Annotated in this window: 26 protein-coding genes; 7 read left to right on the top strand and 19 right to left on the bottom strand. The window is 59.0% G+C overall.

Going from position 1 to position 25689, the window contains the following annotated elements; translation table 11 throughout:
* Positions 1–701 precede the first annotated feature (701 nt).
* Positions 702–1712 carry a Gfo/Idh/MocA family protein gene (locus ILT44_RS25870; RefSeq protein WP_204242482.1) on the top strand — a complete coding sequence of 337 codons (1011 nt, stop codon included), beginning with the start codon at positions 702–704 and terminating at the stop codon, positions 1710–1712.
* Positions 1713–2267: 555 nt separating this feature from the next.
* Here the strand turns inward: ILT44_RS25870 and ILT44_RS25875 are convergent.
* From ILT44_RS25875 to ILT44_RS25910, 8 genes are all read right to left on the bottom strand, one after another.
* The gene (locus ILT44_RS25875) at positions 2268–3506 is read right to left on the bottom strand and encodes an AGE family epimerase/isomerase (RefSeq protein WP_204242483.1); all 1239 of its coding nucleotides are present in this window, start codon (positions 3504–3506) and stop codon (positions 2268–2270) included.
* Positions 3503–4375 (bottom strand): carbohydrate ABC transporter permease, encoded by an 873-nt coding sequence (locus ILT44_RS25880; protein WP_204242484.1) that lies wholly within the window; start codon positions 4373–4375, stop codon positions 3503–3505. The genes ILT44_RS25875 and ILT44_RS25880 overlap by 4 nt, the downstream gene beginning before the upstream one ends.
* A complete protein-coding gene (locus ILT44_RS25885) occupies positions 4372–5259 on the bottom strand; it encodes a carbohydrate ABC transporter permease (protein ID WP_239468544.1) in 888 nt (295 codons plus the stop codon). Before ILT44_RS25885 ends, ILT44_RS25880 begins: the two co-directional genes overlap by 4 nt.
* Positions 5260–5329: 70 nt before the next feature.
* Complete coding sequence (locus ILT44_RS25890) at positions 5330–6565, bottom strand: extracellular solute-binding protein (protein ID WP_204242486.1); 1236 nt, start codon at positions 6563–6565, stop codon at positions 5330–5332.
* A gap of 205 nt (positions 6566–6770) precedes the next feature.
* Positions 6771–8024: a neutral/alkaline non-lysosomal ceramidase N-terminal domain-containing protein gene (locus ILT44_RS25895; protein ID WP_204242487.1), complete on the bottom strand. Its 1254-nt coding sequence runs from the start codon at positions 8022–8024 to the stop codon at positions 6771–6773.
* Entirely contained in the window at positions 8021–9172 is a 1152-nt protein-coding gene (locus ILT44_RS25900; RefSeq protein WP_204242488.1) for an N-acetylglucosamine-6-phosphate deacetylase, read from the bottom strand. The genes ILT44_RS25895 and ILT44_RS25900 overlap by 4 nt, the downstream gene beginning before the upstream one ends.
* A complete protein-coding gene (locus tag ILT44_RS25905) occupies positions 9169–9948 on the bottom strand; it encodes a sugar isomerase domain-containing protein (protein ID WP_204242489.1) in 780 nt (259 codons plus the stop codon). Before ILT44_RS25905 ends, ILT44_RS25900 begins: the two co-directional genes overlap by 4 nt.
* Positions 9935–10639: a 6-phosphogluconolactonase gene (locus ILT44_RS25910; protein ID WP_204242490.1), complete on the bottom strand. Its 705-nt coding sequence runs from the start codon at positions 10637–10639 to the stop codon at positions 9935–9937. The genes ILT44_RS25905 and ILT44_RS25910 overlap by 14 nt, the downstream gene beginning before the upstream one ends.
* A 282-nt stretch (positions 10640–10921) precedes the next feature.
* Here ILT44_RS25910 and ILT44_RS25915 point away from each other — a divergent pair, with 282 nt between their 5' ends.
* Both ILT44_RS25915 and ILT44_RS25920 read left to right on the top strand, forming a co-directional pair.
* Positions 10922–11920, top strand: a complete 999-nt coding sequence (locus ILT44_RS25915) for a LacI family DNA-binding transcriptional regulator (protein WP_204242491.1) — start codon at positions 10922–10924, stop codon at positions 11918–11920.
* A gap of 194 nt (positions 11921–12114) precedes the next feature.
* Positions 12115–12825 carry an IS6 family transposase gene (locus ILT44_RS25920; protein WP_204242492.1) on the top strand — a complete coding sequence of 237 codons (711 nt, stop codon included), beginning with the start codon at positions 12115–12117 and terminating at the stop codon, positions 12823–12825.
* A 411-nt stretch (positions 12826–13236) separates the two neighbouring features.
* Here the strand turns inward: ILT44_RS25920 and ILT44_RS25925 are convergent, their stop codons facing one another.
* From ILT44_RS25925 to ILT44_RS25935, 3 genes are all read right to left on the bottom strand, one after another.
* Entirely contained in the window at positions 13237–13449 is a 213-nt protein-coding gene (locus ILT44_RS25925; RefSeq protein ID WP_204242493.1) for a hypothetical protein, read from the bottom strand.
* A gap of 171 nt (positions 13450–13620) precedes the next feature.
* Complete coding sequence (locus ILT44_RS25930; protein ID WP_204242494.1) at positions 13621–13884, bottom strand: hypothetical protein; 264 nt, start codon at positions 13882–13884, stop codon at positions 13621–13623.
* A 798-nt stretch (positions 13885–14682) separates the two neighbouring features.
* Complete coding sequence (locus tag ILT44_RS25935) at positions 14683–15165, bottom strand: Ros/MucR family transcriptional regulator (protein WP_204242495.1); 483 nt, start codon at positions 15163–15165, stop codon at positions 14683–14685.
* A gap of 327 nt (positions 15166–15492) precedes the next feature.
* Here ILT44_RS25935 and ILT44_RS25940 point away from each other — a divergent pair, with 327 nt between their 5' ends.
* Complete coding sequence (locus ILT44_RS25940) at positions 15493–15810, top strand: glycine zipper domain-containing protein (protein ID WP_204242496.1); 318 nt, start codon at positions 15493–15495, stop codon at positions 15808–15810.
* A gap of 132 nt (positions 15811–15942) precedes the next feature.
* Here ILT44_RS25940 and ILT44_RS25945 read toward each other — a convergent pair whose 3' ends face one another.
* The 4 genes from ILT44_RS25945 to ILT44_RS25960 form a co-directional block, all read right to left on the bottom strand.
* Complete coding sequence (locus ILT44_RS25945) at positions 15943–16797, bottom strand: hypothetical protein (protein ID WP_204242497.1); 855 nt, start codon at positions 16795–16797, stop codon at positions 15943–15945.
* Positions 16798–17150: 353 nt separating this feature from the next.
* Positions 17151–17288, bottom strand: a complete 138-nt coding sequence (locus tag ILT44_RS25950) for a hypothetical protein (RefSeq protein ID WP_204242498.1) — start codon at positions 17286–17288, stop codon at positions 17151–17153.
* Between the two features lie 1227 nt (positions 17289–18515).
* Positions 18516–18758, bottom strand: a complete 243-nt coding sequence (gene hfq / locus ILT44_RS25955; RefSeq protein WP_204242499.1) for an RNA chaperone Hfq — start codon at positions 18756–18758, stop codon at positions 18516–18518.
* A 94-nt stretch (positions 18759–18852) separates the two neighbouring features.
* Entirely contained in the window at positions 18853–19092 is a 240-nt protein-coding gene (locus ILT44_RS25960) for a hypothetical protein (protein ID WP_204242500.1), read from the bottom strand.
* Positions 19093–19338: 246 nt separating this feature from the next.
* On the opposite strand from ILT44_RS25960, the gene ILT44_RS25965 reads away from it, so the two are divergent.
* The 3 genes from ILT44_RS25965 (at position 19339) to ILT44_RS25975 (ending at position 21370) form a co-directional block, all read left to right on the top strand.
* A complete protein-coding gene (locus tag ILT44_RS25965; RefSeq protein WP_204242501.1) occupies positions 19339–19929 on the top strand; it encodes a hypothetical protein in 591 nt (196 codons plus the stop codon).
* A gap of 42 nt (positions 19930–19971) precedes the next feature.
* Entirely contained in the window at positions 19972–20376 is a 405-nt protein-coding gene (locus tag ILT44_RS25970) for a PRC-barrel domain-containing protein (RefSeq protein ID WP_204242502.1), read from the top strand.
* Positions 20377–20761: 385 nt separating this feature from the next.
* Positions 20762–21370, top strand: coding sequence for a PRC-barrel domain-containing protein (locus ILT44_RS25975; RefSeq protein WP_204242503.1), 609 nt, complete (start codon positions 20762–20764; stop codon positions 21368–21370).
* 762 nt (positions 21371–22132) lie between these two features.
* Here the strand turns inward: ILT44_RS25975 and ILT44_RS25985 are convergent.
* The 4 genes from ILT44_RS25985 to ILT44_RS26000 form a co-directional block, all read right to left on the bottom strand.
* Positions 22133–22321 carry a hypothetical protein gene (locus tag ILT44_RS25985; RefSeq protein WP_204242505.1) on the bottom strand — a complete coding sequence of 63 codons (189 nt, stop codon included), beginning with the start codon at positions 22319–22321 and terminating at the stop codon, positions 22133–22135.
* Positions 22322–22573: 252 nt separating this feature from the next.
* Positions 22574–22912: a hypothetical protein gene (locus tag ILT44_RS25990; protein WP_204242506.1), complete on the bottom strand. Its 339-nt coding sequence runs from the start codon at positions 22910–22912 to the stop codon at positions 22574–22576.
* Between the two features lie 441 nt (positions 22913–23353).
* Positions 23354–23791 (bottom strand): hypothetical protein, encoded by a 438-nt coding sequence (locus tag ILT44_RS25995; protein WP_204242507.1) that lies wholly within the window; start codon positions 23789–23791, stop codon positions 23354–23356.
* A 1379-nt stretch (positions 23792–25170) separates the two neighbouring features.
* The coding region (locus ILT44_RS26000; RefSeq protein ID WP_204242508.1) for a transposase at positions 25171–25689 on the bottom strand (519 nt) is incomplete at its 5' end.

A 25689-nucleotide genomic window follows, 5' to 3' on the forward strand; every position in this document is an offset into this window, starting at 1 on the left:
CCCGACAGGTGATATCAGCCGAACTGACGGAAAGGGCCGCTCAAAGGGCTTGACCGGAATCCCCGGAATAAGAGAACAGAGCCGTCGTGAGTGCATAAGCGCCTGGTAAGTTCCGGGCTCTCGCCCTTCGGTGTGCGGCCGAAATGCGGACCTTCACTGGGTCTCCGTTTCGTTGCTCGTTGATACCAAGCAGTCCTTCCCAATTCGGAACAATTGAACGCTCAGGTCTAGTTCCCGAGCGACGACAAGCTTACTCATATCGATAGTGGCGGTGTTGGGCACCGCGGGGGTCCCATGTCGCACCGCTCCGCAACTGGTCGGCGCTATGGCGCACGCTGGTGGCTCTGAATTGTCTTCCGATAGCCAGGCTTGACGAACACCTTGACGGTTTGGACAAGTGGCTCGTCGGCGGGAGTGGGCTGGACGGCACCATCGAACTGCGCAAAATACGTTGATCTCGATGGAAGACCCGGGTCAGATCACCTCCTCGTCGTGGATCGGACGGGCACACGTCACATTGATTGCAGTCAAGAGCCGCTGACCTATATTCGGAGCCTCGTCGCCGAAGTGGGATGTCGCTCGGAATCCGCGATGAGGCAAGCCCATGTCTTTTCGGTATGCCGCCTCGTGCTGAAGGCCCAAACGAATGCTGGGCGGCTTCACGGACCCGGACGACCCACAGACAGAAGGTTCCCTCATTCATGAAGAAGATCGGTTTAGCCATCATCGGCCTTGGGCCCGCATCGCACCCACATTCAAAAAGCCTCCTCGACCTCTCGGACCGGATCAACGTTCACTGGGCGGTAAGCCGCTCGCCCGAGCGCGCTCAGGCCTATCAGCAACACTTTCCCTTTGTTACGACGACCGATCTCGACGCCGCCATCCAGGATCCTGCCGTCGATGCGGTCCTGGTCCTTACGCCCCCGAGTAGCCACCTCGAGGTGTCGGAACGCTGCTTTGCGGCAGGAAAGCATGTTCTGGTGGAAAAGCCTCTGGAACTGACCCTCGATCGAGCCGAGCGGCTCGTTGCTGCAGCGCAGGCGGCGGGCGTCACGTTTGGGGTCGTCCTCCAGCAACGGTTCAGGCCCGGCAGCCTCAGACTGCGGCAGGCGCTCTTCAGGGGAGAGATCGGCACGGTTCAGGCGGGTTTCCTGTCCGTGCCGTGGTGGCGCCCGCAGAGCTACTACGATGAGCCCGGACGTGGCACTCTGGCTCGGGACGGCGGCGGCGTTCTCCTGACCCAGGCCATCCACTCTCTCGATTTGTTCCGATCCCTGGTCGGCGTCTCAGGCGTCATAGGCGCCGATGTGCGGACGACCGATCTTCACCGCATGGAGACGGAGGACTACGTCTCGGCACTCCTGCGACTGGGCAATGGATCGTCAGGGACTCTGATGGCGACGACGGCAGCCTATCCCGGGCATCCTGAGCGAATTGAAGTCGTTGGCACGAAGGGTTTTGCGTCACTCATAGGAGGAACGCTGCGGTTGTCCTTCCTGGACGGGCGGGAGGAAATCGTTGAAGCGGAAGGTTCGACGGGGAGCGGAGCAAGCATCATGGACTTCCCTCATGATGCACATCGAGCCCTCATCGCTGACTTCGTGAATGCAATTCACAGCCGTCGTCAACCCACCGTGTCAGGCGAGGAAGCCTTGGCAAGCCAGCGCCTGGTGTCGGCAGTGCTCGCCGGCGGAAAGGGCGTACAGCATTGACAGGTCCAATGATTTCCGTGCCCAGGTCTTCGCCGATCTTAATGCCGATCCACGGATGAACAAGAAGGCGGGCGACAGTCCGATCCTGATCATTGCCAGGATTGGCGACGGTGTGGCGTTCCTGGAACATCGGCCGACAGCCAACTGGCGTGAAGGGAGGCGGCTCCACAGTTTGCTGCCACTGTGCATGCCTTCCAGCCGGAAGGCCGACTTCTGGCACGCAGACGAATGCCAAACTCCCGCAGTCGCGGGGTAAGCTGATATTTACACGGCCGCGCTCAACGGCCGCGTTTGACTTTGGTTGTGTCAAAACGCAGGCAGCGGGACAGGGTAGGTAGTAGTAGGATTGCCCAGCCTTGTTTGGGGGATCCGATGAGACGCTTTGTTGAAGGCGTGGATCGCAGCCAGACCACCCTGTTTCCCGAAAGCCTGGATGACTGGGTTGATGAGAATAATTCAGTCCGCATCATCGACGCTTTCGTCGACGCGCTCAATCTGAGAGCGCTGGACTTTGGTGGCGTCGTGTCCGAGACGCAACTCGGAAGAGCCAAGACTCTACATCGTGGCTTTAGGGTAATTAGACCGGGTCAAGATCCAGTCGGCCGCATGAATAGCGGCCAGAAGGCTTAATCCCGTGTGATAGCCAGGATCAAGGTCGGGCGTCGCCGGGACGAAATCAACCGGTCCATGCATAGTTAAGGTCTGATAGGCCATGGAGCCCCGCCAGTAGTGTGTGAAGAACGCATAATCGGCTTGCTCCCATATGCGCAGGACCTCGCCGTCACCCGTCGCGGCGAAGCACAAGGCGGCAGATCGGATGGTTTCGGGCAGAGGCCACCAGGGGCAGTAAGGACTTAGGGAACCGCCTGTTGCGGCTGAAACCGATAGGCAAAGGCCGGGTCCAATGAAGCCGCGAGTGAAGGAGGAATGGAGCACAGACTGAAGCTGTTTCACTAAAGCGGGTTCGGCGCTACCCTGCAGATGGTCCAGTGCGAAGCCCACGAACTCGATAGCATGCCCCACATTGCAGACATCCGTCCCCGGGACGTTGCGTAACAGTCCGCTCTGTGAGTCAAAATGATGTTTGAGAATATGGGCGATGAAGCGATCAGCGAATGCTGAGTGCTCGCTCCACCCAACGCGGTGGAGGAGGCCCACCGCGCCAAGAAGGATCATCCGCGGGCCGAAATCCTCAGGCTCATCTAAAGCCGCGCGGGGCGAGAGGTGACGGCGCTCGTCCATCTGGAACCGCCGCTGTTCGATCGCGTCGACCACCCCTGCTAGATAAGTGAGATGCTCTGGGAGGTCCGCCGGAGCATAGCGTGCTGCCCCGGCGATGAGGCCCTTGGCAAAGAAAGCATCGGAATAGGTGAACACTCCGTCAGCAACAGACTGCCGGTGCAGCACGCCGTCGGAACTCACATAGACAGGGTTCAGGTCGCGGTCGTAGCAGAAATAGCCGTGTCCATCTCGGCGCTGCAGATCCCGGAGTGCATGATAGAGAGCGAAACCGGCCTCATCGAGTTCTGCGGCCAGGGTGGGCTCCTCCGTCTCGAAAAACTCCGCATGCGTCGCAACCGCCTCAAGCCCCCGCCCCTGGATCCAACCGTAGAGGTAGGAGGGTCCGCGTACTCCATCTGCGTCTCCATAGTCCGAGAGGCTCAGACTGTTGACCTTGGTGTTGAGGAAAGCGCCGGCAATACGTGGGCGCGCGAGCATCCAGCGTAGGGTTGCTGCATTAGACCGCACGTAACGGGCACGCACATCTACCAGTGAGAAGTCCGATCCGCTCATTCCTTCAGCCCCGTGCTCGCCACGCCCTGCACGAAGTTCCGGCGTAGCAGGACGAACAGTGTGATACTTGGAATGAGAACTAGCGCGGAGGCTGCACTGAGCCGTCCAAGATCAACCGTGAAGCCGGTCTGAAACAGAGCAAGCCCCACCTCGATCGTATAGCTGTCCCGGGTCGTCGCTACGATCAAAGGCCATGCGAAGGCAGTCCAGGCCTGGAAAAAGGCCAGCACTCCAAGGGCTCCGAGAGCGCCGCGCAGGAGCGGCAGCACGATGCGCCAGAAGATCCAGAACTCCCCGGCGCCATCGATCCGGGCAGCCTCGAGCAACTCGTCTGGGATCGACTGGATCACGTTCTGCCGGATGAGGAAAATGCCGAAGCTCATCACCAGGTAGCCCAGTAGCAATCCCCAGGTAGAGTTGAGGATGCCAAGCGCTTTCGCCTGGAAATAGAGCGGGATCATGTAGACCTCGAACGGCACAATCGCCGTGGCGAGGATAATGGCGAAGAATACGTTGAACGCGCGGTAGCGGAACTTGCCCAGAATATAGCCGGAGATCGAAGAGGTCGCCAGAATGCAGAAGGTAGACAGAACTGAGAACAGGATGCTGTTTCCGATCCAGCGCAGCAGTGGGGTGTCGCCAAGCACTGCCTTAAAGTTTGCCACTGTCGGATCATCTGGAATGACGGTCGGTGGCCAGGCCAGCATTTCCTGCGGCGTCTTGAAGGCATTGGAGACGAGGAACACCAGCGGCAGGATCATCAGTAGGCAAGTGGCCGTCAGCACCACGTCGATCATGATGTTGATCAAGCGCTCTTTCGTACGCATGGACATGCCGCGGCTCGCTGTGTTTTCGGAGAGCGGTTTCATCGGCCGCCTTTCTCCCGTAGCAGTCTGAATTGAATCAGGGTCAGGACCAGAACGATCGCCAGCAGAACAACCGCCTCGGAGGCAGCATAGCCGACGCGGTAGTTGCGAAAACTGTTCTCCAGCATGTCGAGGACCAGAACGCGCACCTGCCGGCCTGGAGCACCCTGGGCGTCAGAGGCCAAGACAAAGGCCTGGGCATAGACGTTGAAGCCGGACACCAGCGTAACCACCGAAACATACAACGTAATCGGCTTGAGCAGGGGAATCGACAAATACCAAAAGCTCTGGGGGGCCGAGGCACCATCGAGCTTGGCAGCCTCGTAGAGGGAGGTCGGCAGGCTCTTGAAGCCCACAAGATAGATCATCACCGCATAGCCCAACGCCTGCCAAGAGCAGAGGACGATGATACACACAACTGACAGAACCGGATCAAAGAGCCAAGCCTTAGGCGCGAAGCCGAATGTCGTGAGAAGAGCGTTCAAAGGGCCGAGGCGGGAATCGAAGATCCACTTCCACGCCATGGCGGCCGGCACAAGCGAAACGACATGCGGAATGAAGATTGCCGTCTCGTAGAAACCGGCAAAGCGCGAGCGGGTGCGGTGATAGATGAGAGCGGCCAGCACCAATGCAAGCGGGATAGTGATGAGCAGAACGCCGAATGCGATGATGGTGGTGTTAAGGAGCGCCTCCCGGAACAGCGGGTCTCCGGTAAGCTCCTCGAAGTTTGCAAGGCCGATGAACGGCTTGTTCTTCGACAGAATGTCCCACTTGTGGAGGCTCAGGCGCAACGTGTCGCCAATGGGATAGATACGGACATAGGCGAAGATCGCCAAAGTCGGCAAGATCGCGAGGAGCGCGAACATCCATCTCTTGCGCTGCACCAGGGTACCTCCTCAGACTCCGTCCGGTGCGCGCTCGCTCACCGGACGACGCAAGACCAAACGGCGCAAGAGGTTACTTCCCGAGAAGACCTTCGCGGCGGAGGATCTGGTTGGTCTCGTCCGCAGCCGATTTGAGGAAGGCATCGATGGCCGCATCATCCTTTGCTAGTGACGCATTGCGGAAGGCGTTGGTGAGCTGGGCGGCCAAGCGCGTCAGTACCTCCTCGATCGGTCCGATCGAGGGCAGAGTGAAGAATTTGTAGTCCTTCGGGTAGTTCACGAAGGCGTTGAACGCTGGGGTTGCGCTGGTCACGCTGGAATAGTCGACTCCGGAGCGGTTCGGCAGCCAGCCGACATTCTTGAGAAGCCATGTCAGATTCTCAGGCTCATTGGTAGCCATGACGAAGTCCCAAGCCGCCTTGGCATCAGCACCTTCGGCCTTCGCATAGAGATTGGTCGGCAGGGCAATAGAGCCACGTGGCAGCGGGGCGGTAGCATAGTTGAGGTTGGGCGCCTTGGAGGCGATATCGCCGATTACCCAGGACTCGCGGATGAACATGGCGGTCTGGCCGCGCTCAAAAGCCTCTGCATCGGCCGGCATTTCGGGCGTGACGGTCTTGAGAACATGTACGTTCTGCAGGTACTGCTTGAGTGTCGCGCGACCAGCCTCGTTGGCGTAGTTGGCACGCCACTTGCCGTCGGCTGTCGGCTCGAGCACGGAGCCGCCATACTGGAACAAATTGATCCAGAACTTCTCAGCGATACCCTGCCCGCCGCCGGTGAGACGCAGACTCCACCCGGACACGGTCGGATTGCTATCAGGGCCGCGCTTGGTCAGCTTCTCAGCATATTGTGTGTACTCGTCCATAGTCTTGGGCGGTGTGGTCAGTCCGGCCGCCTTGAATATGTCGGTATTGTAGAACAACGCAGCCTGTCCACGGAACAGGGGTACGCCGTAGACCGCACCTTCATAGCTTGCGTTCGATGTGAAGAACTCATCGAAATTGGCTTTGTCTTTGACGAAGCTGGCCACCGCGTCAGGAGCCTTCGGCAGGAGGTCGTTCTCGAGATAGCGGCGAACAGTGGAGCCTTGGAGCTCGATCACGGTTGCACTGGCAACACCGGACGTGAGGCCCAGCGCGATGCGCTTCTCGTGCTCGCGAAGAGCAATAGCCTCAACCTTGACATTGAGGTTTGGATGCTTGGCCTTGAGGCCTTGGGCCACGTGCTCGTAGAATGGCGCCATTTCCGGATAGCCGCTCCAGACCGTGACGGTCTGGGCTGAGGTGGCGGAAAGCCCGGCTAGCATGGACGCTCCCAAGGCTGAGCCGAGCAAAGCCACACGGCCCAAACGCCGCTTCAGTGAAGTCGTAGTGGCAGAATTTAGCGCGTCGATCATCCCGTTCCCCTGTTTTTGATGGTGTCGAAGCTGGCAGCTGGCAGGTTGTCATGCAACCGGTTGCGGGTCAAGAAGCCCTTGTGGCTCGGCAGGACAGTCATTCCACTCCAGCCGGTCAGTCGGTTCTTCCGGTTAGAAGAGCGATGGCCGCTTCAGCCAAGGCCTCGGCCGATCCGGTGGCGAAGCTGGCTGGCTGGCCATAGTAGCGGTGTGCCTCGTCTACCTCATATCCGCCGAACGCATATTCGGACTCTGGAGGGATGTAGCCGGGATTGTCTTCTGCAAAGCCAATAACAAAGCCCGGACCGCGAGACATCTTCTCGCGAATTTGAAGCGCCGTCTCCGCAAAAATCTCTCCGGGAAGGGTGACAATCGGCATTCCTCCCCAGTTCAACACGGAGACGCGCGCCTCGACCGGTGTCAGAGGGCGACCTGCAATGTCCGCAGCCCAGGTAATCCAGTGGGTGAGCAGCGCCGTGCGAGCGGGATCCGCGGTCTCCCGCTCGCGGTACCAGCGCTCCGCTAAGGCCTGCGGAGGTTCTGCTTCGCGCCGCTCGAGGCCGAGATGCAGGATCCGGTTCGCCACCGAGGTGTGTTCTCCCAACGGAACCTCGTCGGCCTGGCATGCGGCGCCGGCAATCCGCTCGCCGTAAATTTGCGCCGACTCGAAACTCCGATACGTGCTCGACGCCAGGCTGATCGAGGCATGCGCCGAGTGACCGGTATTGGCGTCTCCCGCGCAACCGGTGAGAAAGAGTGCCATGGCGCCGGGATGGGCGGCTTCAAGGCGCTCACGCGCATAGTGCGGGTAATCGGCCGTCCAAAGCCGGTTGTCGGCGCCGAGCACCACCGGGTGACAGGCATAGGCTGTAATCACCGCCATCGGATCACCAGCCGCGTCTCGGACGCGCAGAACCGGCAAAGCAGTATCGACCAAGCCATCGGCATGCCGGCGATTTCTGGCCACTCCAGGATCTGCGCCCCATCCGGCCACCATATGGGCGGGCCGCGCGGAGGACACTGCCTTGTCGATCGCGTGTACACATGCAGTTTCCAGTCGCTCGAGATAGGCTGTGTCGGCATGCTGACTTAGGCGGCCCATCATGGAGACAGGGCCACCATGCGTATGCAGCGCCGCCACGACCACATTGTCGGCAGGCAACACGCACCGTTCGCGGATGCGACGCACCATGTCGCGATGAAAGCCGATCACGTCAGCTACTACGAGGGCGGTGTTCTCCACCGCGACGGCGCGAACGGTCAGAGGATCATGCGTGCCGAGCGCAGGCTGGCTGCGGGCTGCGAACCCGGAGAGGGCCAGCCCTACCGGCGGCGTGATATCCACCAGGGCTGTTCCGGCGCGGATCATCGCGAGAACACCTTTTTGCCTCGCAGCCAGACGGCTGAGACCTCGAGCCGGCGCTGTCCCTCATGCCAGGCGAACTGCATCAGATCAGCCTGGGCACCAACGGCGAGACGACCCCGGCCGCCGGCGATGCGACCGGGATTCTCCGTTGCGAGCCTGAGGCCTTCGCTGAGCGTCAGTCCTGCCATCTGAATGGCGATCGCGACATTGGCGCAAAGCGGCAACCCGGCGCCGGCGAGATACGGTGTGCCGGCAATGCCGACACGTCCATCAGCTGTGACGTCGACACTGCCCCCTACAGGCTGTTCGTAAAGGCCTGGTGGCATGCCAGCGAGTGCGACCGCATCCGAAACCAGGATGGCTCTCTCGAGACCCTTCGCCCTGATCATCGCCTTGAACGTGTCGGCCGGAAGATGATGGCCATCAGCGATGAAGGTTGCGGTCAGTCGGTCATTTGCGAGTTGGCTCCACAGAAAATTGGGGTGTCGTGGCAGGGTGGCCGCGGCGCCGTTGCCTAGATGCGTAGACAGGCTTGCCCCCGCTGCGGCAGCTTCGTGAATTTCCTCGGGCGAGGCGGCGGTGTGGCCGAGAGCCACATGAACGCCACGCTGTACGAGGGCTGATATGTAATCAATTGTGCCGGGCTGCTCAGGGGCTAGCGTGACAAGACCAACGAGGCCGGAGCTTACCATCTGCCAGCGCTCAAACTCTTCGAGGGAGGGCGCCCTCACATGGGCGGCCGGATGAGCGCCGCGCGGTCCGTCCAGCGGAGAAATGGAGGGACCCTCCACGTGGACGAAAGGAACCATCTCGGCCACGAACGGAAAGCGGCGGCGGGCCACCGCAATGACCGTCAGCGCGCGGATGATGTCAGCTTCCGGCGCGGTGATCAGGGTCGGCAGAAAGGTCGTGACGCCTACCGACAGCATATGGTCCGCCAGCGTCTTCACCCGATCTGGCGTAAGGTGGCCGTCATTGAGATCAAGGCCCGCAAAGCCGTTCAGCTGCAGGTCAACTAAGCCGGGTGCAACATAATCATGACTTGTTTCATCCGCGGCCTTGATCGCGGCAATGAAACCGTTCTCGACCGTAATGGCGATGGTCTCACCAGTCGCGGGATTGCGTCCCCGAATGTGGCCAGACGAGTTCACAGAGCTCTGACCCGGTTGTGGAAATTCGCAATAAAGCGTGCATTGGCTTCGTCGCCACCTGGGGCGTTGCCGCTCCGCCACACGGGCGGCTCGATGCCACGCTCAATGAGCTTGGACACGGTGCGGATCACCAGGCAGTTAAGCGCGAATGCATTGGCGAAGGTCGAGATTGCCGCGATGTCTTGGCTCATGCCGGGAACCCGCACTACCGCATCACCAATGGGAACCTTGGTGTCGATTGCGATGTCGACAAGGTCGTGCAAGTTCTGGCGGGTGGGATGCCGGGCTGGGTGTTCGGGGGAGGTGTTGCTGGCATGCTCGCGCGAACTGACGCCAATCAGAAAGACGCCGCGCGCCCTGGCTTCGAGGGCGGCATCGATCAGAGCCGCGTTGATGCCATAGGCGTTGACGAGGATGAGAAGGTCACCTTGGCCGAGCCGCTGGTTGGCGATGACCACCTTGCCGTAGCCGGGATTGCGCTCGATCGCCATAGAACGCAGAGCCCCGTTGGAGAGCAGCGTTCCTTCGTCTAGAATGGCGCTAACATGCATCAAGCCTCCCGCACGGAAGAACACCTCCTGCGAAGCGAGGTTCGAATGTCCGCCTGGACCGAAGATATGAATTAGTCGATCAGCCGCAATCTGATCAGCGAGACGAGCGGCGGCCCTGTCTGTCGCAGTGCGTTCCTCCGTCAGGATGTGCTGCATCAGATCCGTTGTGGACGCGAGATAGGCGGCGCAGAGAACATCTGCATCAATAAGCTCACCGTTCAGCATCGGGGTCGGACTCCGCATCGAGATAAAGGGTGCAGTGGGCCTGCTTACGCAGGATGCTGGCCGGGCAAGCGGTCGCTACTGGCCCATAGAGGGTCCGGCGAACGGCATCCCGCTTATTGAAGCCCGGGACGATGCAGAACAGGCGATCGGCTCGCAGGAGGCGCGGGATCGTCAGCGTCAATGCCTGCTCGGGAACATCGTCGTAATGCGCGAAGCATTGATCATCGACCTGTTGCTGGCGGCAGGTCTCGTCAAGAGCGACAATCTTGACGTCGAGCGGATCATGAAAATCCGCCACGGGGGGGTCATTGAACGCAATATGGCCGTTAACGCCGATACCGAGGCAGACGAGGTCGATGGGCGACTCGGCAAGGCGAGCCGCGTAGGTCTCCGCCGCCGTGGTGGGATCCGGTTCGGGGACAATGTGATGCACCGCCGCGAAGGGGAGATGAGCGAACAGGGCTTCGTCAAGCCAATGGGCGAAACGCTGCGGCGCATCAGCTGGAAGACCTATGTATTCATCCATATGAAAGGCCATTACCCGGTGCCAGTCAATTTCCTGCTCCTCCCGAAGGCGACGGAGGGTTTCTGCTTGGCTAGGCGCAGCAGCAAAAATCATTCGAACCTGCGATTGGCGGCTTAGTCGCTCTCGGAGGTCTGTCGCAATCGCGCCAGCGCTGGCGGCACCCATCTCGGCCCGCGTGCGGTAGCTCTCGATACGAAGTTGCTCGACCGTGCGATGGCTCGCTGGGGCAGGGGACTGGGCAGGAGTATCCGTCACGGTAGCCTCATGAATGCAGCGTGCCAGTTGATGAGGTGGGCTCTTGTACTCTGACTCTAGCAATGGCATGAACTAAAGCCTGCAACCGGTTGCATGTCAACGGGCTGATCTAGGCAACCGCATCCTAAGGGCAGATGTGAGCATTGTGTTCAAAGAAGACGGTCGGTACTGGCGGTTGGTGATAGAGGGGCCATGGTGAGTGGGCAGAAACAGAAGCTGACCATCAAACAGGTCGCGGAGGCAGCAGGCGTTGCCCGCTCGAGCGTCTCTCGTGCCTTTACCCGCCCAGAGATGCTCAGCCCTGAAACGGTCAGGCGGGTCCGGGATGCTGCCGAGAAGCTTGGCTATGTTCCTAACCAGACGGCCCGTGCGTTGAGTACGGGGCGCCATGGGAATGTCGCGCTGATTGTCCCTGATATTGCCAATCCATTCTTCCCGCCTTTAATTCGGGCCGCTCAAATGGAGGCTGATCGGTCGGACTTTTGTGTGTTTCTCGGCAATTCAGATGAGGACCCAAAGCAAGAAGACAAACTTGTGGGGCGTTTCACAGGTCAGGTCGAGGGGCTGATCCTCGCCTCATCGCGCTTATCGGACGAACGCATTCGAGCCCATGCTGCTCAGCGGCCCTTGGTTCTGATCAATCGCGATGTCGAGGGTATTCCTCGTGTTCTGATCAATAGCGGCTCCGGCGTGCGCGAGGCGGTTGCACATCTGGCGGGACTTGGACACCAACATATCGTCTATGTCGCGGGACCGGTGACATCATGGTCGAACAAGCAACGCCGCCTCGCAGTGCGTAAGTCGGCTGAGCGCCTGGGACTGAAAGTCGACATAGTGGCCACCATGGTACCAAGCTATGACGCAGGGCGTGAAGCCGTAGCGGCGATCATTACTACAGGGGCCACGGCTGCAATCGCATTCGACGATTTGACGGCGCAGGGGATCCTCGCTGGACTGGCGGATCGCAAGATCAGAGTCCCTCGCCAGTTCAGCGTTGTTGGGTGTGACGATGTGCTGGGCGCCGCTACATATCCGTCTCTGACGACGGTCTCGAACCGGTCCTTGGAGGCTGGAAAGGCAGCGCTGTCGCTCCTCCTCGAATTGCTGCAAAGCCAGTCTCTCCGTGACATTCGCTATGTGCTGGACACTCACTTGGTTGTCCGTAACACAACCATCGGCCACAAAGAGTGACGGGAAAGACTCTGCTACGCGACCCTTGTGGGATCTGTCGCAAGAATTTGTTTCAGAGTTTCAGCTAATGCTCCCTGGGCTCAGGGATAGAGGGTAGCGTGTTCAAGGGCAGGCATTTTGATCGCTCAGTCATCCTGCTCTGTGTCCGGTGGGGTGTTGTCACATTAACCCAAGTATGAGAGCGAGGCGTGTAGATGGACCGGCATGATCAAGCCCGTCAGCTCCAAACGTCATCGTTTCCACCCGAGATCATTGCCTATGCGGTGTGGCTCTACTTCAGATTTCCATTAAGCCTGCGACTGGTCGAAGAGATGCTGCTCGAGTGCGGCATCCTCGTCTCCTATGAGACGGTCCGGCGCTGGGCGATAAAGTTCGGGCCGGCTTACGCCAGCCGTCTCAGGCGCAAGAGGCCGAGCCGGCGCGATGTTTGGCATCTCGATGAGGTCGTGGTCACGATCTCCGGCCAGGGGCACTGGCTCTGGCGAGCCGTCGACCAGGATGGCTATGTGCTCGACGAAATTGTCCAGACGCGGCGCGACACCAAGGCGGCCAAGCGCCTGCTAAGACGCCTCCTGAAGAAGCAGGGTAGCCCTCCGCGACAGATGATCGCCGACAAGCTCGGTTCCTACGCTGCTGCCCACCGCCATATCATGCCAACGGTGGAGCACCGTTCGCATAAGGGGCTTAACAACCGTGCGGAGAACTCGCATGTGCCTCTGCGGCGACGAGAGCGGATCATGCAGGGCTTTAGATCGCCGGGAGGCCTGCAGAGGTTCGCTGCAATCTTCTCGGCCGTCCGCAACCTCTTCGTTCCACCTCTTTCACGCCGCTCCGCCCTTGCCATGCATCTGCATCGCCTCACCGCGATGGCGGAATGGAAAGGTGTGGCCCGCACCACCGCTTGAACCAACTACGCCGTTAAGCAAGTCTCATTGCGTCCAAAGGATGCTTAACATGACAAGCCCCTGGAAACTGCGCGGGATCGGGGGAATGGGTGGTGGCCTATAGAGGGCGTTAAGGATCGAAATTGTACAAGCACTTAGGTAAACCTGGGGGACGCTTTTTCGCCCGTATCCACCCGTGGTCTCTTGCACCGTCTCCCCCGCGTTTTGGCCCCTCTTTGTTTGCCTTCTTCGATGAGTCTGGCGTCGGGACCGACCACCCGAGAAAGCCTCTCAGATGGGAGCCCCTCCCAACCTGTATGATCCTCAGCGCAAGGCTCGGTTCACCATTCTTGAGGCGACCAGCCGCCCTGCACGGACCCTCTGCCTGGGATGCGAATGCTGTCTGTCATCCAGAGTTATAAGGAGCCTTGTTCAGGTCGGATGCCCCTCCGTATCCTCAATCCCCGGTGACTGCTCCACGGGTATCTGCTGATCCGGCACTTCTGCACTCTCGGTTGGATCGTGCTCCCCACTCTGGTGCGCTGGGTTGCCGGTACCATCTTCCTTCACACCGCTGCGGCGACTGCTGTTGACGCTCAGGTTCTCTAATCCTGTATCCTGGTTCGGTTGCTTGGGGCCTGCCATAGCTACCTCCTGCGGTTTCATGCCCTCAGGAGAACGGTGATCGCGGTGCTCGGTTCAGGTCCCACTTTGGCTGCTATCTTATTCGTGCCGTCTGGGTTCAGTGCGCCTCCCCTCACCGTGCCGACGAAGTGCCGCTCTGCCTTGTAGAGGCACATAGCAAGCTGCATCACCTCACTGGACGAACCTCTTAGAGATCAGCCAACTGATGATGCAAAGGATTGAGAGCCCCGACATTAAAAAGGCCAATGCCGCCCAGCGATAAACACGCTTTTCCCAAACGTGGGTCAGGTGCTCCACTTCCTCCGACAGGGGAGCCTTCAGAAGGGTGCGAAACCTCGTACCAGCGTACCAGCCCCCGATGAGATAGATGATCGCCAGCCAGCCTGCGAGAAGAGCCAAAATCCATAGCAGATCGGTGATTGATCCTGTTGTCACAATACCCTTCACCAAATTCCCACAAGGATGGCGTGTTTGGGAACGAAGATTTTCTTACTAAGCTCATTCAAGCTGCTTCCCCAGATCGAGGCTGGGGCTCTTTCGGCAACTCATCTGACCGATAGATTCTCAAGTCGCCCTCCAGGATGTCACGAAGCCGGATCATGGTGTCGCGGTGTCGGACCTCAGTCTTGGGCGAGCTTACCCTCTCGTCGATCAGCCTCAACAGCGAAAGAATGTCAGCTTCCGGCATGATCCAGCCACGCGTTCTCCGCCGCATGATTGACCTCCAGTTTCTCCTGGCCGGAATGTGGATGGCCAAGCTTGAGTGAGCAAGGCACAGGGCTCACCCTCGCAAATCCGGTCAGAAGGGGAAGAATTCAGCGAAACTATGGGGTCCGGGTCGCGTTGACTTTCGTTCTGCATGAACGGAGGACGCCATGTGCCACTATCGAGGATCATATGTGTCCGAGGACAGGGCGAAGGCTGAGGCTGAACGCCAGCGGGAGCTTGAGGCTAAACGCACCCAAGCTGTCGATAAGCTGAAGCAGGAGGCCGACACAGCGGCTCAGAAGGCAGCGTCCACCCCAGCAAAAGAGCCTGTTCCGGCGAAGTAGCTTGGCGCTACATTCGAGCTATCGTTGCAAATACCATGCCCCGCCTTGGCGGGGCATTCCACACCGAGGCGCGCAACGACACAGGGGTGGGAAAGCCTTAACGAAAACTCGGCACCTCACAGCACCGAGTTCAAGGGTTAATTTGACCGGCTATGGCCGATCCTGATCATGGCAGGATCGGTTAAGTAGCCTTCTTCGTGCGACGCTCCTTCGCGGGAGCGGCATCAGTTGCAACAGCCTCCACCGGGGACTTTCCCTTCCTGCGCTGCTGACCCAGCCCCATCGTCTTGGCAAGCTCGGAGCGAGCCTTGGCGTAGTTCGGCGCAACCATCGGGTAATCGGCTGTTAGGTTCCACTTGGCGCGGTACTGCTCAGGGGTCATGTCGTAGGTCGTCCGCAAATGACGCTTGAGCGACTTGAATTTCTTCCCGTCCTCCAGACATATGATAGAGTCCGGAGTAACAGACTTCTTCACCGGAACAGCCGCGATCAACTCAGCCTGAGGCTCGGTCTGCTGAACCTGTGTAGTCTTCGTCAGGGCGGCATACACGGAAGCGAGCAGCGACGGCAAGTCAGCGGCTTGTACAGAGTTGTTGCTGACATAGGCTGAGACGATGTCGGCACACAGTTCAATATAGTTCGGAGAGGTTGCGCTCTCGCTCATGATGTTCTTGTCCTCGGCTGCACGGGAATTGATGTGGGAAGGTGGTTAGAACAAGTTATTGTTCTAACAGGATCAGCAGAAACGGCCCGCACAGCACAACAGATGTCCGTGATCTTGGCCTCGCCTATGCCTCTTACTCACCTTTGGCAAGAGCCTTCTTCCGAAATCAAAATTTGTCGTTACCTCTGCGCCACTAAACTTCAGAAGGGGCCTTGTTTGCTGAGAGCCCCTTGGAGTGGGAAAAGCCAAGCTGAAACGCCCTCGTGCCGCAGCCGTTAAACTGGCAGCAGATCGCAATTCGCGATTGGCTCATGTGGAGAAACAGTCATGCGCTCAGATTTGAAATACGCTGTCCTTGCAGCCACCCTCCTGCTCCCGTCCATCGCCGCCGCTGACCCAGGTGGTGCGGCAGCCGGTGCTGCCGCAGGCGGTGCTGTCGGCGCTGTGGTTGGCGGTCCGGTTGGGGCTGCTGTGGGTGCCGGTGTGGGTGGCGCAACTGGCGATGCGGCGTCAGGACCAGACCAGAAAAACGTTGTGATTGAGAACCGGGATGTTGGCACGACCGGCAGCACCGGCTGCTCGACAACCACGAAACAGACTTCCGACGCAACCGGCACCACCACCAAGCAGAAGACCGAGTGCTAAGGCCACTTCCTTCAGGCGGTGCCGCCACACTGGCACCGCCTTCTCTCTGTGCCTTGTCCCACCTCCTACGCGGCTGTAACGCCCCCTGGCCTTGATAGCAGCTTTGAAGGAAAACCCGACAATCCCAGACTGTCAGTGGTGGTGTCCGTCAGACGGTTGATCAGCCAGCCTCTTGATCTCGAACACCACCGCAGTGACAAAGGCCGAGACGACAAGGAAGGTCATAACGGTCATGAAGGTCCCGTTCTGTATTCCGGGATTCATCCCAACCAGCGGGATCAAGAGCAAAGCGGGAATTCCAAGGGTGATGGCGGCAAGGATGTAGATTGGGTTCGCTGATCTTTGAGCTTCGTTGCTCTCATGAACCCTGCGCGCTGCTCCCTCTTGCGCCCAGACCTTCACGCGTCCCGAGGCACCCCTCACACGGTTTGATGCAGCCTGAAGACGTGGGCTCCACGCCCGGATCGCTCGCTGAACCGTACCTTCAGGAGCAATGCGGGATGAGCTTTTAGCATCTTCACGGCTGTCCGACTGGAGATCATGGACCATGGGTGAGGCTGGGTTGATCCGTGCCTTTGTCACTTCGCTGGGCCGAGACAGATCGCTTGCAACGCCCTGATCGGGCTCTGTTGGAGCAAGACCATCCGCCAATGCGACCGTCTGCACCGGTTGCTCGACCTCGTCCCTTATCCTGCTGTGTGTGCCTTGCTGGTCCAGCCCGTTCTGATTGCCTTCTGCAACCACGCTGCTGTCCGTGGCGAGAGCATCGTCCTGTGGGTGCGGAAGGCTGGAGACATTGCTCCCTTCTGGGCCTTCTGTTACCCCGTTGGATATCTCAGCGTCCAGAGAGTCCAGGACCGCGTCCGCCTTCTGCTTCGAAGCGGTGCGCGGCTTGCGGGTGGAGGATTTTGGCCGTTGACCACCGGCCCCACCATCCTGGTGTCTGAGGTCGTCACGTTGACTCGGGCGCTTCGGGGTTTTGCTCATAATGAGATCAGGAGCAGATACCTTGGCTTTTTAATGACAGTGATGCTGAGGCTCATGGCGAAAGAGCGTCTGACGTGATTCTCAAAGCCTCAACTTCAAGGTGGCATCGACCATGCGTTCGCCAATAATGGTTCCTTTACAGAACTGGAAGCTATCGCGCTGGAACCCCGATCCTGCATCGTTGTTGGCCTGATACATCCCGCCAGCTAAGAGGCCCCTCCGATGATCTGCCCATTCTGCAAGCAAGAGGTTGATGAGCCCTGCACGAACACTGTGGAGATGCAGCGGAGGGCCAGCGATCACATTGAACGGTGTGACAAGGCTCTGAAAAGCCTTACAGAGATCAAGTATAGTTAACCGTGGCGGTTGGCGTAGCGACGCTTCTTGGTGAGCTTCTTCATCCCTTCGAGCGTCTTGGCTGGGGCAATCACCTCCTTGTAGCGGCGGGTGTGCTTCTTGAATGATGGGCGCATGCGCGATTTACCGGCCATGAGCTTGTTCCTTTCTGTGTGAGGCAGGAGCCACAATGGGCTGGGTTGTAGAGACTCACCTAATCCTTGGAATGCTCGCGTCGTGCGAGCCGCTCAACAAGCTCCGTCAAGCGAGCCGGGAGGGGAGCCTCGACTGGTCCATAGGCAACCCGCAGCCGTTCTCCCAACCACTGAAGGTCACTGGGATCGAGGGACTGGTCCAGCATGGTATGGGCTGGGAGGGGAATCTTGATTGTCGGGGCTTCAGTCGGGTGCAGGGCTTGCATTGAGACACTTTCATTAGCGACACGCACGTGCCGGTGAATGCCCCTATGTTCCCGCCCTTGTCAGGTCTCTGTTGTGCAAAGCAGCGGGACTATTGTGGCAATAGTGCGGACAAGGCATTACGCAAGCCTGTTTGTGGGCTCGGAGCAGGTCATTCAAACTAACGCCTTGCAAAAGCTCAGAGGCGACAAAGGTGGATTGGCTCCGGAATGCGCCGCCAGTCATTAAGACCTGCGTCCAATCGCGACCTCCCGGACAGGAACCTCTTCGAATCTGCCTACGTTGGCCCAGATCATGAGAGGTCGTATCAATGAAGAAGATTGCGCTCGCAGCTACCATCATGCTCTCGTTCGGCGTTGTCGCAGGGCCTGCTGAGGCTCAGAGCCGTCCTGGTGGTTGCCTGAAGTATGGGCTTGGCGGTGCTGTCGCCGGTCACTTTGCAGGCGGGCACCGGATCAAAGGTGCTCTCGCAGGCTGCGCTCTTGGTGTTTATCAGCGCAGACAGTACGAGCGCGCTGTCAGGGAGCAGAACAACCGCAACAGGAATGCAGAGCCCAGACGCTCGCCCAATGACGAACGAGCGAACCGCTACGAGCCCCAGGATCGCAGTGCAAATCGAGCCCCCTTGCCCCGCCAGGGGAGAATGGGTCCTTACGACGACCTCGGCTTGGACATGGGGCGTGATCGCCCTGCCAATCGTGAGCAAGCGGACGGGCTTGGAAACCGGACACGCGGTTCAGGTCGCGGGCAGGACGGCTATGAACCAGGAGGGTCTTTCACACGTGGCCAGAGCCGGTCAGGTAACAGCGAAGGGGCTAACGGCTCCAGATCGCCATGGCGTTATGATCCCGAGAACACCGGCAGCTTCCCCCGTGGGAATGGCACTATCTACTGATCTGGCGCTATCTCACAACGCTCTATGATGGATCAACAGAGCCCCAAGTGCTTATGGATACGGCTGGGCTACCCAGAGGAAGCTGGGTCAATCAGGTGAATCGGCTCTGCTGGGTTAATCGCAGAAACTGCATGCTTGTATACGACTTGCGTCCCATTGCCTCGGACAAGCTGTAACGTGAAGTTGTCAAACGATCTGATCTGACCCAGCAGTCTAATTCCGTTCGCCAGAAAGACAGTGACTTCCACTCTGTGATCGCGGAGGTGCTTCAGGAAAAGGTCCTGAAGACTCGGGGTGCTCTGGTTGGGCAATTTCCTGCTCCTGACGGAGGATTACTGCACCAGAGCACCTCAATGCTGTCAATGAAATTGGGTCTCGGCACCCATAATCGCCTCCTGCTGACAATTAGAGTTCCTGCTGAACGACGCTCTGCCCGTCAAAATAGGCTTGGATTATCCCGGTATCCTCTTCCCGTGAGAGAACATCCAATGAGCTTGATGCACCGCGAGCAATGATCTTCCCGTTCTCCAGATGGACGTGACCCGCGCTCACCACCGTGGCTGGAACTGACTGAGCCATGTGGGAGTGCTGCATGAACTCGGGAAAGAGCAGCGGGAGCAACTCGCCGCCGTCAAGTTTCAGCATGACATACTTCATAGACATTAGGCTCTCCCATTGAAGCTACAGCAATGGTCTCCCTACCTCAGATAGGAGCCCTGCCGGAAATAGCTGATGCTGCGCCCCTTCTATTAAGTTGCAATGCTCACCTTCAAAGCTCGTCCGCCAAGCTTTTCACATAGGTTAAGGCATTCAGGAACGGGGCTCGCAGCCTTAGCGTTACAAGTCGTGCAGGTCACTAATAACCTGCTCTGACTGTTTTGGAGGGCTCGTATGGTGAACCCGCTCGGTATCAACGGCCAATCCACCCCTGCTAAGAATGGGGGTAAGTCTATCGAGAGTTCCTCGGATAACAGTCTGGCCGAGAATTCGCAGGAGAACCTCGATGCAAGGCTCGACCATGCGATTGAGGAGACCTTCCCAACCAGCGATCCGGTCTCCGTGACCATCACCAAAGGCCCTGAGCCTGATGGCCCTGATCAGGGAGCCCGTTCCCCATCAGCGGGTGATCAGGGAGGCCCACCGGAGCAGGACTCCACTGAGAAAATTCTGGATCACGTGAGGGAAGCCCTGCACGACGTTGCCGATCAGGCGTCCGGTGCAGCCCGCGACATGTACAGCCGAGGTGAGGACTACGCGCGGCAAGCACGAGAACAGTATCCGGAGGCAGAGCGGTACATTCGCGAGGGCCGGCGAGCCGTGACCGAGCGGGTGGCAGGAAACCCGTTGCTTGCGCTGCTTATGGCAGGAGCTATTGGCTATGCCCTGGCCTGGATGATCCATGGGCAACAGCGAACCCGAGAAGCTCACGTGCCGGATTATGGTCGAACAGATCGTGGGTACGCTCCGCATCGGGAAACTTAAAGCAAATAGCACCTGAGATGACGCGTAAGAGGGAGAACACACATGGCTCAGGCAGATTCTTCAACAAACACCAATGCTCCCGGCGTGATGACCGGCAAGCCCCTGATCGAGAGTGATCGGGTTGAGGGAACTGCGGTGTATGATCCGCAAGGCAACCATCTCGGCTCGATCAAGCGGCTGATGATTGAGAAGATCAGCGGCAAGGTCGCCTATGCGGTGATGTCGTTCGGCGGCTTCCTTGGCATGGGCGAGGACGAGCATACCATACCGTGGAGCAAGCTCGATTACGACAACAGCTTGGGTGGATACCGCACCGACATCTCAGAAGAACAGCTTCGGGGAGCGCCGAGCTTCTACAGAGATCGAGATGATTACGACTGGTCAGATCGGGAGCGTGAACGGGAACTGCACGACTACTGGAAGGCGCCCTATTACTGGGGCATCTGATCCTATGCCTGAGCCTAAGAGTGCCAGGAGGCTGAGCACGTCCAGTCTCCTGGCTAACTCGTATACGCTGCATGGCTGCAAAGACAGACTAAGGATCATATAGCTAAGGCGCGACCTTAGTGAGCCCTTATAGATTGTGCCAAGGAGGCTATGGGGGCTATCTCAGCCGCCCCTGTGACAGGGGCCAATCTCCTGCCGAGTCACCAACAAAAACCCCGTCCAGGACAGAGTTAGAGTTTCAGGAGAAATCATGCTGTGTAGGGCAATGCTGGCCGACCCACGCCAGTTCCTCCTGCCAAGATGGCAAACTGAGTAGAACGAAGGGCTGTGCTTCCCGTTGATATGGTATGCGCCGCATGGCGCGAACAAGACGATGGAGGAAGACATGCTTGGTAAGCATCTCGCATTGGCTCTGCTCGGCACGACCCTGATCGCTGCCCCGGCTATAGCACAGACCAACCCGCCCGCAGGCTCCACCACGGCTTCTCCTACCGGTTCAACAGCAGCCCCCGCACAGATGGGCGGCGGCAACTGGATGACCCAGGAGCAGCCGGGGCAATGGCGGGCCTCGAAGCTTGAAGGGCTGGATGTCTACAACCAGAACAACGAGAAGATCGGCGACATCAGCGAATTGCTCGTGGACAGCAGCGGCAAGATACAGGCCGTGGTCGTCGGGGTTGGCGGCTTCCTCGGGATGGGTGAACGCGACGTGGCAATTCCGTTCGACCAGATCAAGTTCGTAAACGAGCCACGAGCCGTGGTAACCACTGCCACTACGACCGATCCGAATGCTCCGGCTGCTCCACGAGCCACCGCAACAGCCCCAGCGGCTCCGGGGACGGCCAGCCCGACCGCACCGACGACCACAGGTGCTGTGGCTCCAGACCGGGCTGCTGCCAATGCGGCCCGTTCGGCTCCAGATCATGCGATGCTGACAACGAACATGACCAAGGACCAACTCAAAGCGGCTCCCGAGTTCAAATACGCTCGGTAGAAGCATTGGTCGTCACGGAGGGGCTTAGAGCCACTCAAGGGTTCTGCTATTGCCTCAGAGGCGCAAAGAACTCTTTTCCGGCGTGAGAGGATCGATACATCTATCCGTGGCGCTTCTGCTCTGGCGCAGAGGCAGGTTTTGCAGCGATCACCCAATGACCCTGCCGCCACTCCCACCAGATGCGGCCCGTACCGATGTCGGTGACACAGCGAGCCACTGAGTTGGATGTCATCTCGGGCATACTCAGACCCTCCGCGTTCGCGTGTGAGTTTCTAATCAGTCGCGTCAGGGGGCCTTTCCGGTGCTGAGACATCGTCATCACCATAGTCACGCCGTCCGTGGAGCTTGACCTTCGGGGTCGGTGCGGGACGGTCTTCCAGCATCCGCATCTGTCGAGGCTTGGGAGACGTTCTACAACGGACCCACCTACCAGGGGTTTAAGAGGATGAGAGATGCGTGCAGTTCCGCCCGCCTTGTGAGTGTCGTTGGCCTCGAATGAGCACGGCCTCGTGCGCCCGAAAACCGGCACCGCAAGTGCATAACGCCCAGATGGAACGGCACGTTCGAATGAGGGGCGATATGCACCTGCGCGTTATTTGTTCACCCACTCCACTGTGGGATCGGTCAGAAATGCTTTCTGAGCCGGGACATCCACGCGCCCGGTGAGGGTGACCATGCACCTATCGCGTCTGTTCCTGTGAGAGTTCTGATTACCGCAGTCCTGCGTCGCTCGAAGACGATCCTCTTCCTTCGCTAAATTGATCAGGTAGAAAAGGATCGTCCGGCCTCCTGCCCAGAACTGTCGTAAACCTCGCACCATGTGGGGCTCGACTTTTGGGCATAGGTGATGAGACAGGATACGGTTACCTGCTGCCCGATGAAGTCTTTCGGAGCCGCGACCACCTTCAGGGCGTCGTCCGCCTCCGCTGCTGTCGGTAGAGCAGCAAGCATGAGCATAACTGCTCCCCCAACCCAGCGTATCACCGTTACCATCAAGGGATGTTTCGTCGACATGATCCGCACCCTAACCACCAAGTGGTTCCGGGGCGCATCACACCGGGCGCTCAAGAAAGCCGCGCGAGGAGTTGTGTCGTCGCGGATGCTCCAGCCTACGCCTCAGACCCTTTGGGCTCAATTCCGGAGCGGAAGCGGTCGCGCGAGCCCCTGCGAGTTGGCATAAGGCCCAGGATGGAACGGTGCGTTCTACTGAGCGGCGGCGGACTGGGGCGGCAAGATCGCACAACGGGTAAAGTACCCCATCGCGTCGCGTAACCCGCACCAATGAGATCCTCCGGTCTCGCCCCGGTCACCCGCGAGGGTGCGGTATTGGATGCTGCCCCTCGGGATATCGAGCCACTGCTCGTCAACGAACATCTGCACTCTTTTTAGGGTCAGACGGTAAGGCACAGGGCGGCAGTCGCCATCATGGCAGCAGGGCAGACCGGATCGGGTGAGCAGGTCCGTGTAGATGTCATGAGCCTGGATCGGCTCAAGCCCCATCACCAGAAGACCGCCGACGAGCGAGATCTGTTTCGGAGACATGCTGCGTACCCTGACCACCGAGTGGGTCCAAGACCCTTCACTGAGAGAGCCCTGAAGGCCGTGAGAGGGGTTGCGTCTTCGCGGTTGCACTCAGTTTACGCCTCACCCGCTTGAGGCACAGCTTTGAGGCAGGGAAGGTCGCGCAAGGGCGGCGGGTAACTCGCATAACGTTCATTCTGAAAAGCCGCTCAGCCGTGGGGTGAGCCGACACAGACCGCGCCGGTGGGGAAGTGGGTGGGAAGGGGCGCGCAATGGCTCATTTCCCCTCACGATGATGGCGGAGAGGTTGTCCGCCATACCGGCCCCGACGGGCGAACTTGGCGGAAGGCCGTGTGTGGAATGGCACTGCGCGCGTTTCCTACGCAATCGTGCGGCGTAGAACTGCCCTGGCTCGGCTGTGACCCGTTGCACACCAGTAGCTAAGCCAGGGCTGCAGTCTGCTTAGACGGGGATCAAAATGGCAATCCGATGGATTCCGACCCCTTTACCGATGTTAGTGGCATGATCGGTCCTGCCTTTCCCGCACGTGTAGAAGTCGCCTTCCTTCACGGTGTAGGGTTCCTTCCCCATCTTCTTGATGCTGAACTCGCCTGCAAGAATATAGCACATCATATCCATGTCCATCATCGCCTCCGTGGGATCGGCGGCTCCAGGCTGGAAAATAACGTCGATGATTTTGATGCTCTTGTAGGCGGCCATCTCAGAGGGTGCTGTGCCGACTTCCACCAGCCGACGCCCTGGGCTGAGCTCCTTGCCATCGTTGGGGCCATAAGCTGGGACGCCCGCAGCGCCTGCGGGCGTTACGAAAGCGAATAGGGGAGCGGCGGCTGCTGTCAAACCAAGTGCTACTGCCGATCTGCGGCTCATGAGCTCTGTCATGATTTCCTCCTACAGCTCGTGTGCGAAATCCACACCGGAGGAGTCGAAACCCCGCCTACCAGAATGTCAAATTCTTTGATGCAACGATGATCGGCTGGATAGCGATTGGTATCCTGCTCATGGCAAGCGCAGCTAATATCAGCCTCGTGCGCGTGAGAAGATTATCCGCGAATTGCGCGTCAGGTCATTTTGCGCGTAAGCGGCTGTATGGAACCGGATGCGGAGGCACGAGGGTGAAGAGTTCGCTTGATCAAATGAGACGTGAAACCCTCTCATCGAGCAGATGTGATGGAGCCGCTTATTGCCCTGCTTACTCCGTAGGCTAACTTGACCTTATGGGGCAGCAGCCCCGAGGGTCCGATGCCTACAGCGAATGGCCAAAGATCCCGATGGGTGCAAAAGGAAGCGGCCAAGCACACCACCTCCGACAGCATTCGGCGACGCATTGCCCAAGCGGAAAAGCATCTCCGTGCCCTGTCAGGCGCAGGGGTCACGAGTGGCCTTATGGGGGGGGCATTGGAGGCCCATTACGAGTTAATCGAAGTCCTGACGAACCGCCTCGCCGATTTCGCATAATCGTTTGTATGGAATAGTGCAGTCTGCGAGGCTAAATTTTCCTGAAGAGTTGAGACTGCAAAAAAGAAAGCGCCCTCTCTTGTGAGGAGCGCTCTAAGGTCCGACCCGTAGGGGCAAAAATAACAAAGTCGGGATGGCTCATGTACTCGGTCAAATCTTTCCCGTCAGTCGGGTATGCGACAGATGGGCGAAGAAATTCGCCGCTTAATCTCCACCGAAATAGGCTTATTGTTTCAATTTGAGCTTATGTACTTGCTGTATACCTACGAGGAGGTAGATATACGGACTTCCTTCCCATGAGGGCAACTACGGGCTGGAAGGGTCGCGAACATGGTCACAAGACCGGGCGCGGCCCTTTTTCATGGGCGCTCCGGCCCGGTCACACAGACACGTGAAAACTGAGCGCGTGTCGGCGCGATTTCGCAGAAGGCCTGTGTGGACGGCGCCTGCGTGGCAAGAGGGTTTTGGTCTTTTGACGCTTTGGTCGGGTGCAGCCATGTGTTCGGCCTTGCAGTGCGGCCACATGACCGCTGGCCCTTCTCTATTCGGCACCTCCACGTCAAGCGCCGTCTTTTCAACCCGTCGGTCTAGCGCATTCCTCGCGAGCTCTTGCTTCTCTCCGGGATCGGCATTTTGCCCTCCCATGATGGGATGAGAAGAATGAGGCAGCACAATCTGATGAGCGCATTGATCACCGTGGCAATCGATGCAAAGGCCAGCACGAACTTACCTCATCCATCGTCCCGCGAGGGACAGCGTTCCACCGATAGGCGGAACTTCGGTGTTTTCTCCCTAATGGGCGATCAAAGGGATGGCTGCACGAGGGGATCTTTCGTCCAACGGAACTCCGTTCCATCGCTCCAGATCCGGTGCATGAGGACAGCCAAGCGCCGCGCCAGCGCGACAATGGCTTTCCGAATGCTACGCCGCTTGGCGACATTCATCGCCCAAGCCTTCAGCCAGGACCACTTCTTCACCCGCGTCAGCAGGACCTGGGCGGCTTCGTAGAGCAGCCCTCGCATCATTCCATCGCCACAGAGGGAGATCTGCCCAACACGCTTGCTCTCCCCGGACTCCTTGAGCACCGGCGTTAATCCCAAGACAGGTCCAACCGCCTTCGACTTTCGAAAGCGGGCCGGGACATCGATGGTGCTGGTAAACGCCAGGGCGACAACCGGTCCGACGCCCGGAATGGTCATCAGGCGCCGGCAGACGCCGTCGTCTCGGGTGATCTCCAGTACCTTCCGATGGAGGCGGGACAGTTCCTCCCGCAAGATCCTCCTGGCGGCGAGCAGGGAGACGGTGATGTCCGCCAGTTCCGG

It is taken from the genome of Microvirga arvi, from assembly GCF_016892765.1.
In the GTDB taxonomy this organism is placed as follows: domain Bacteria; phylum Pseudomonadota; class Alphaproteobacteria; order Rhizobiales; family Beijerinckiaceae; genus Microvirga; species Microvirga arvi.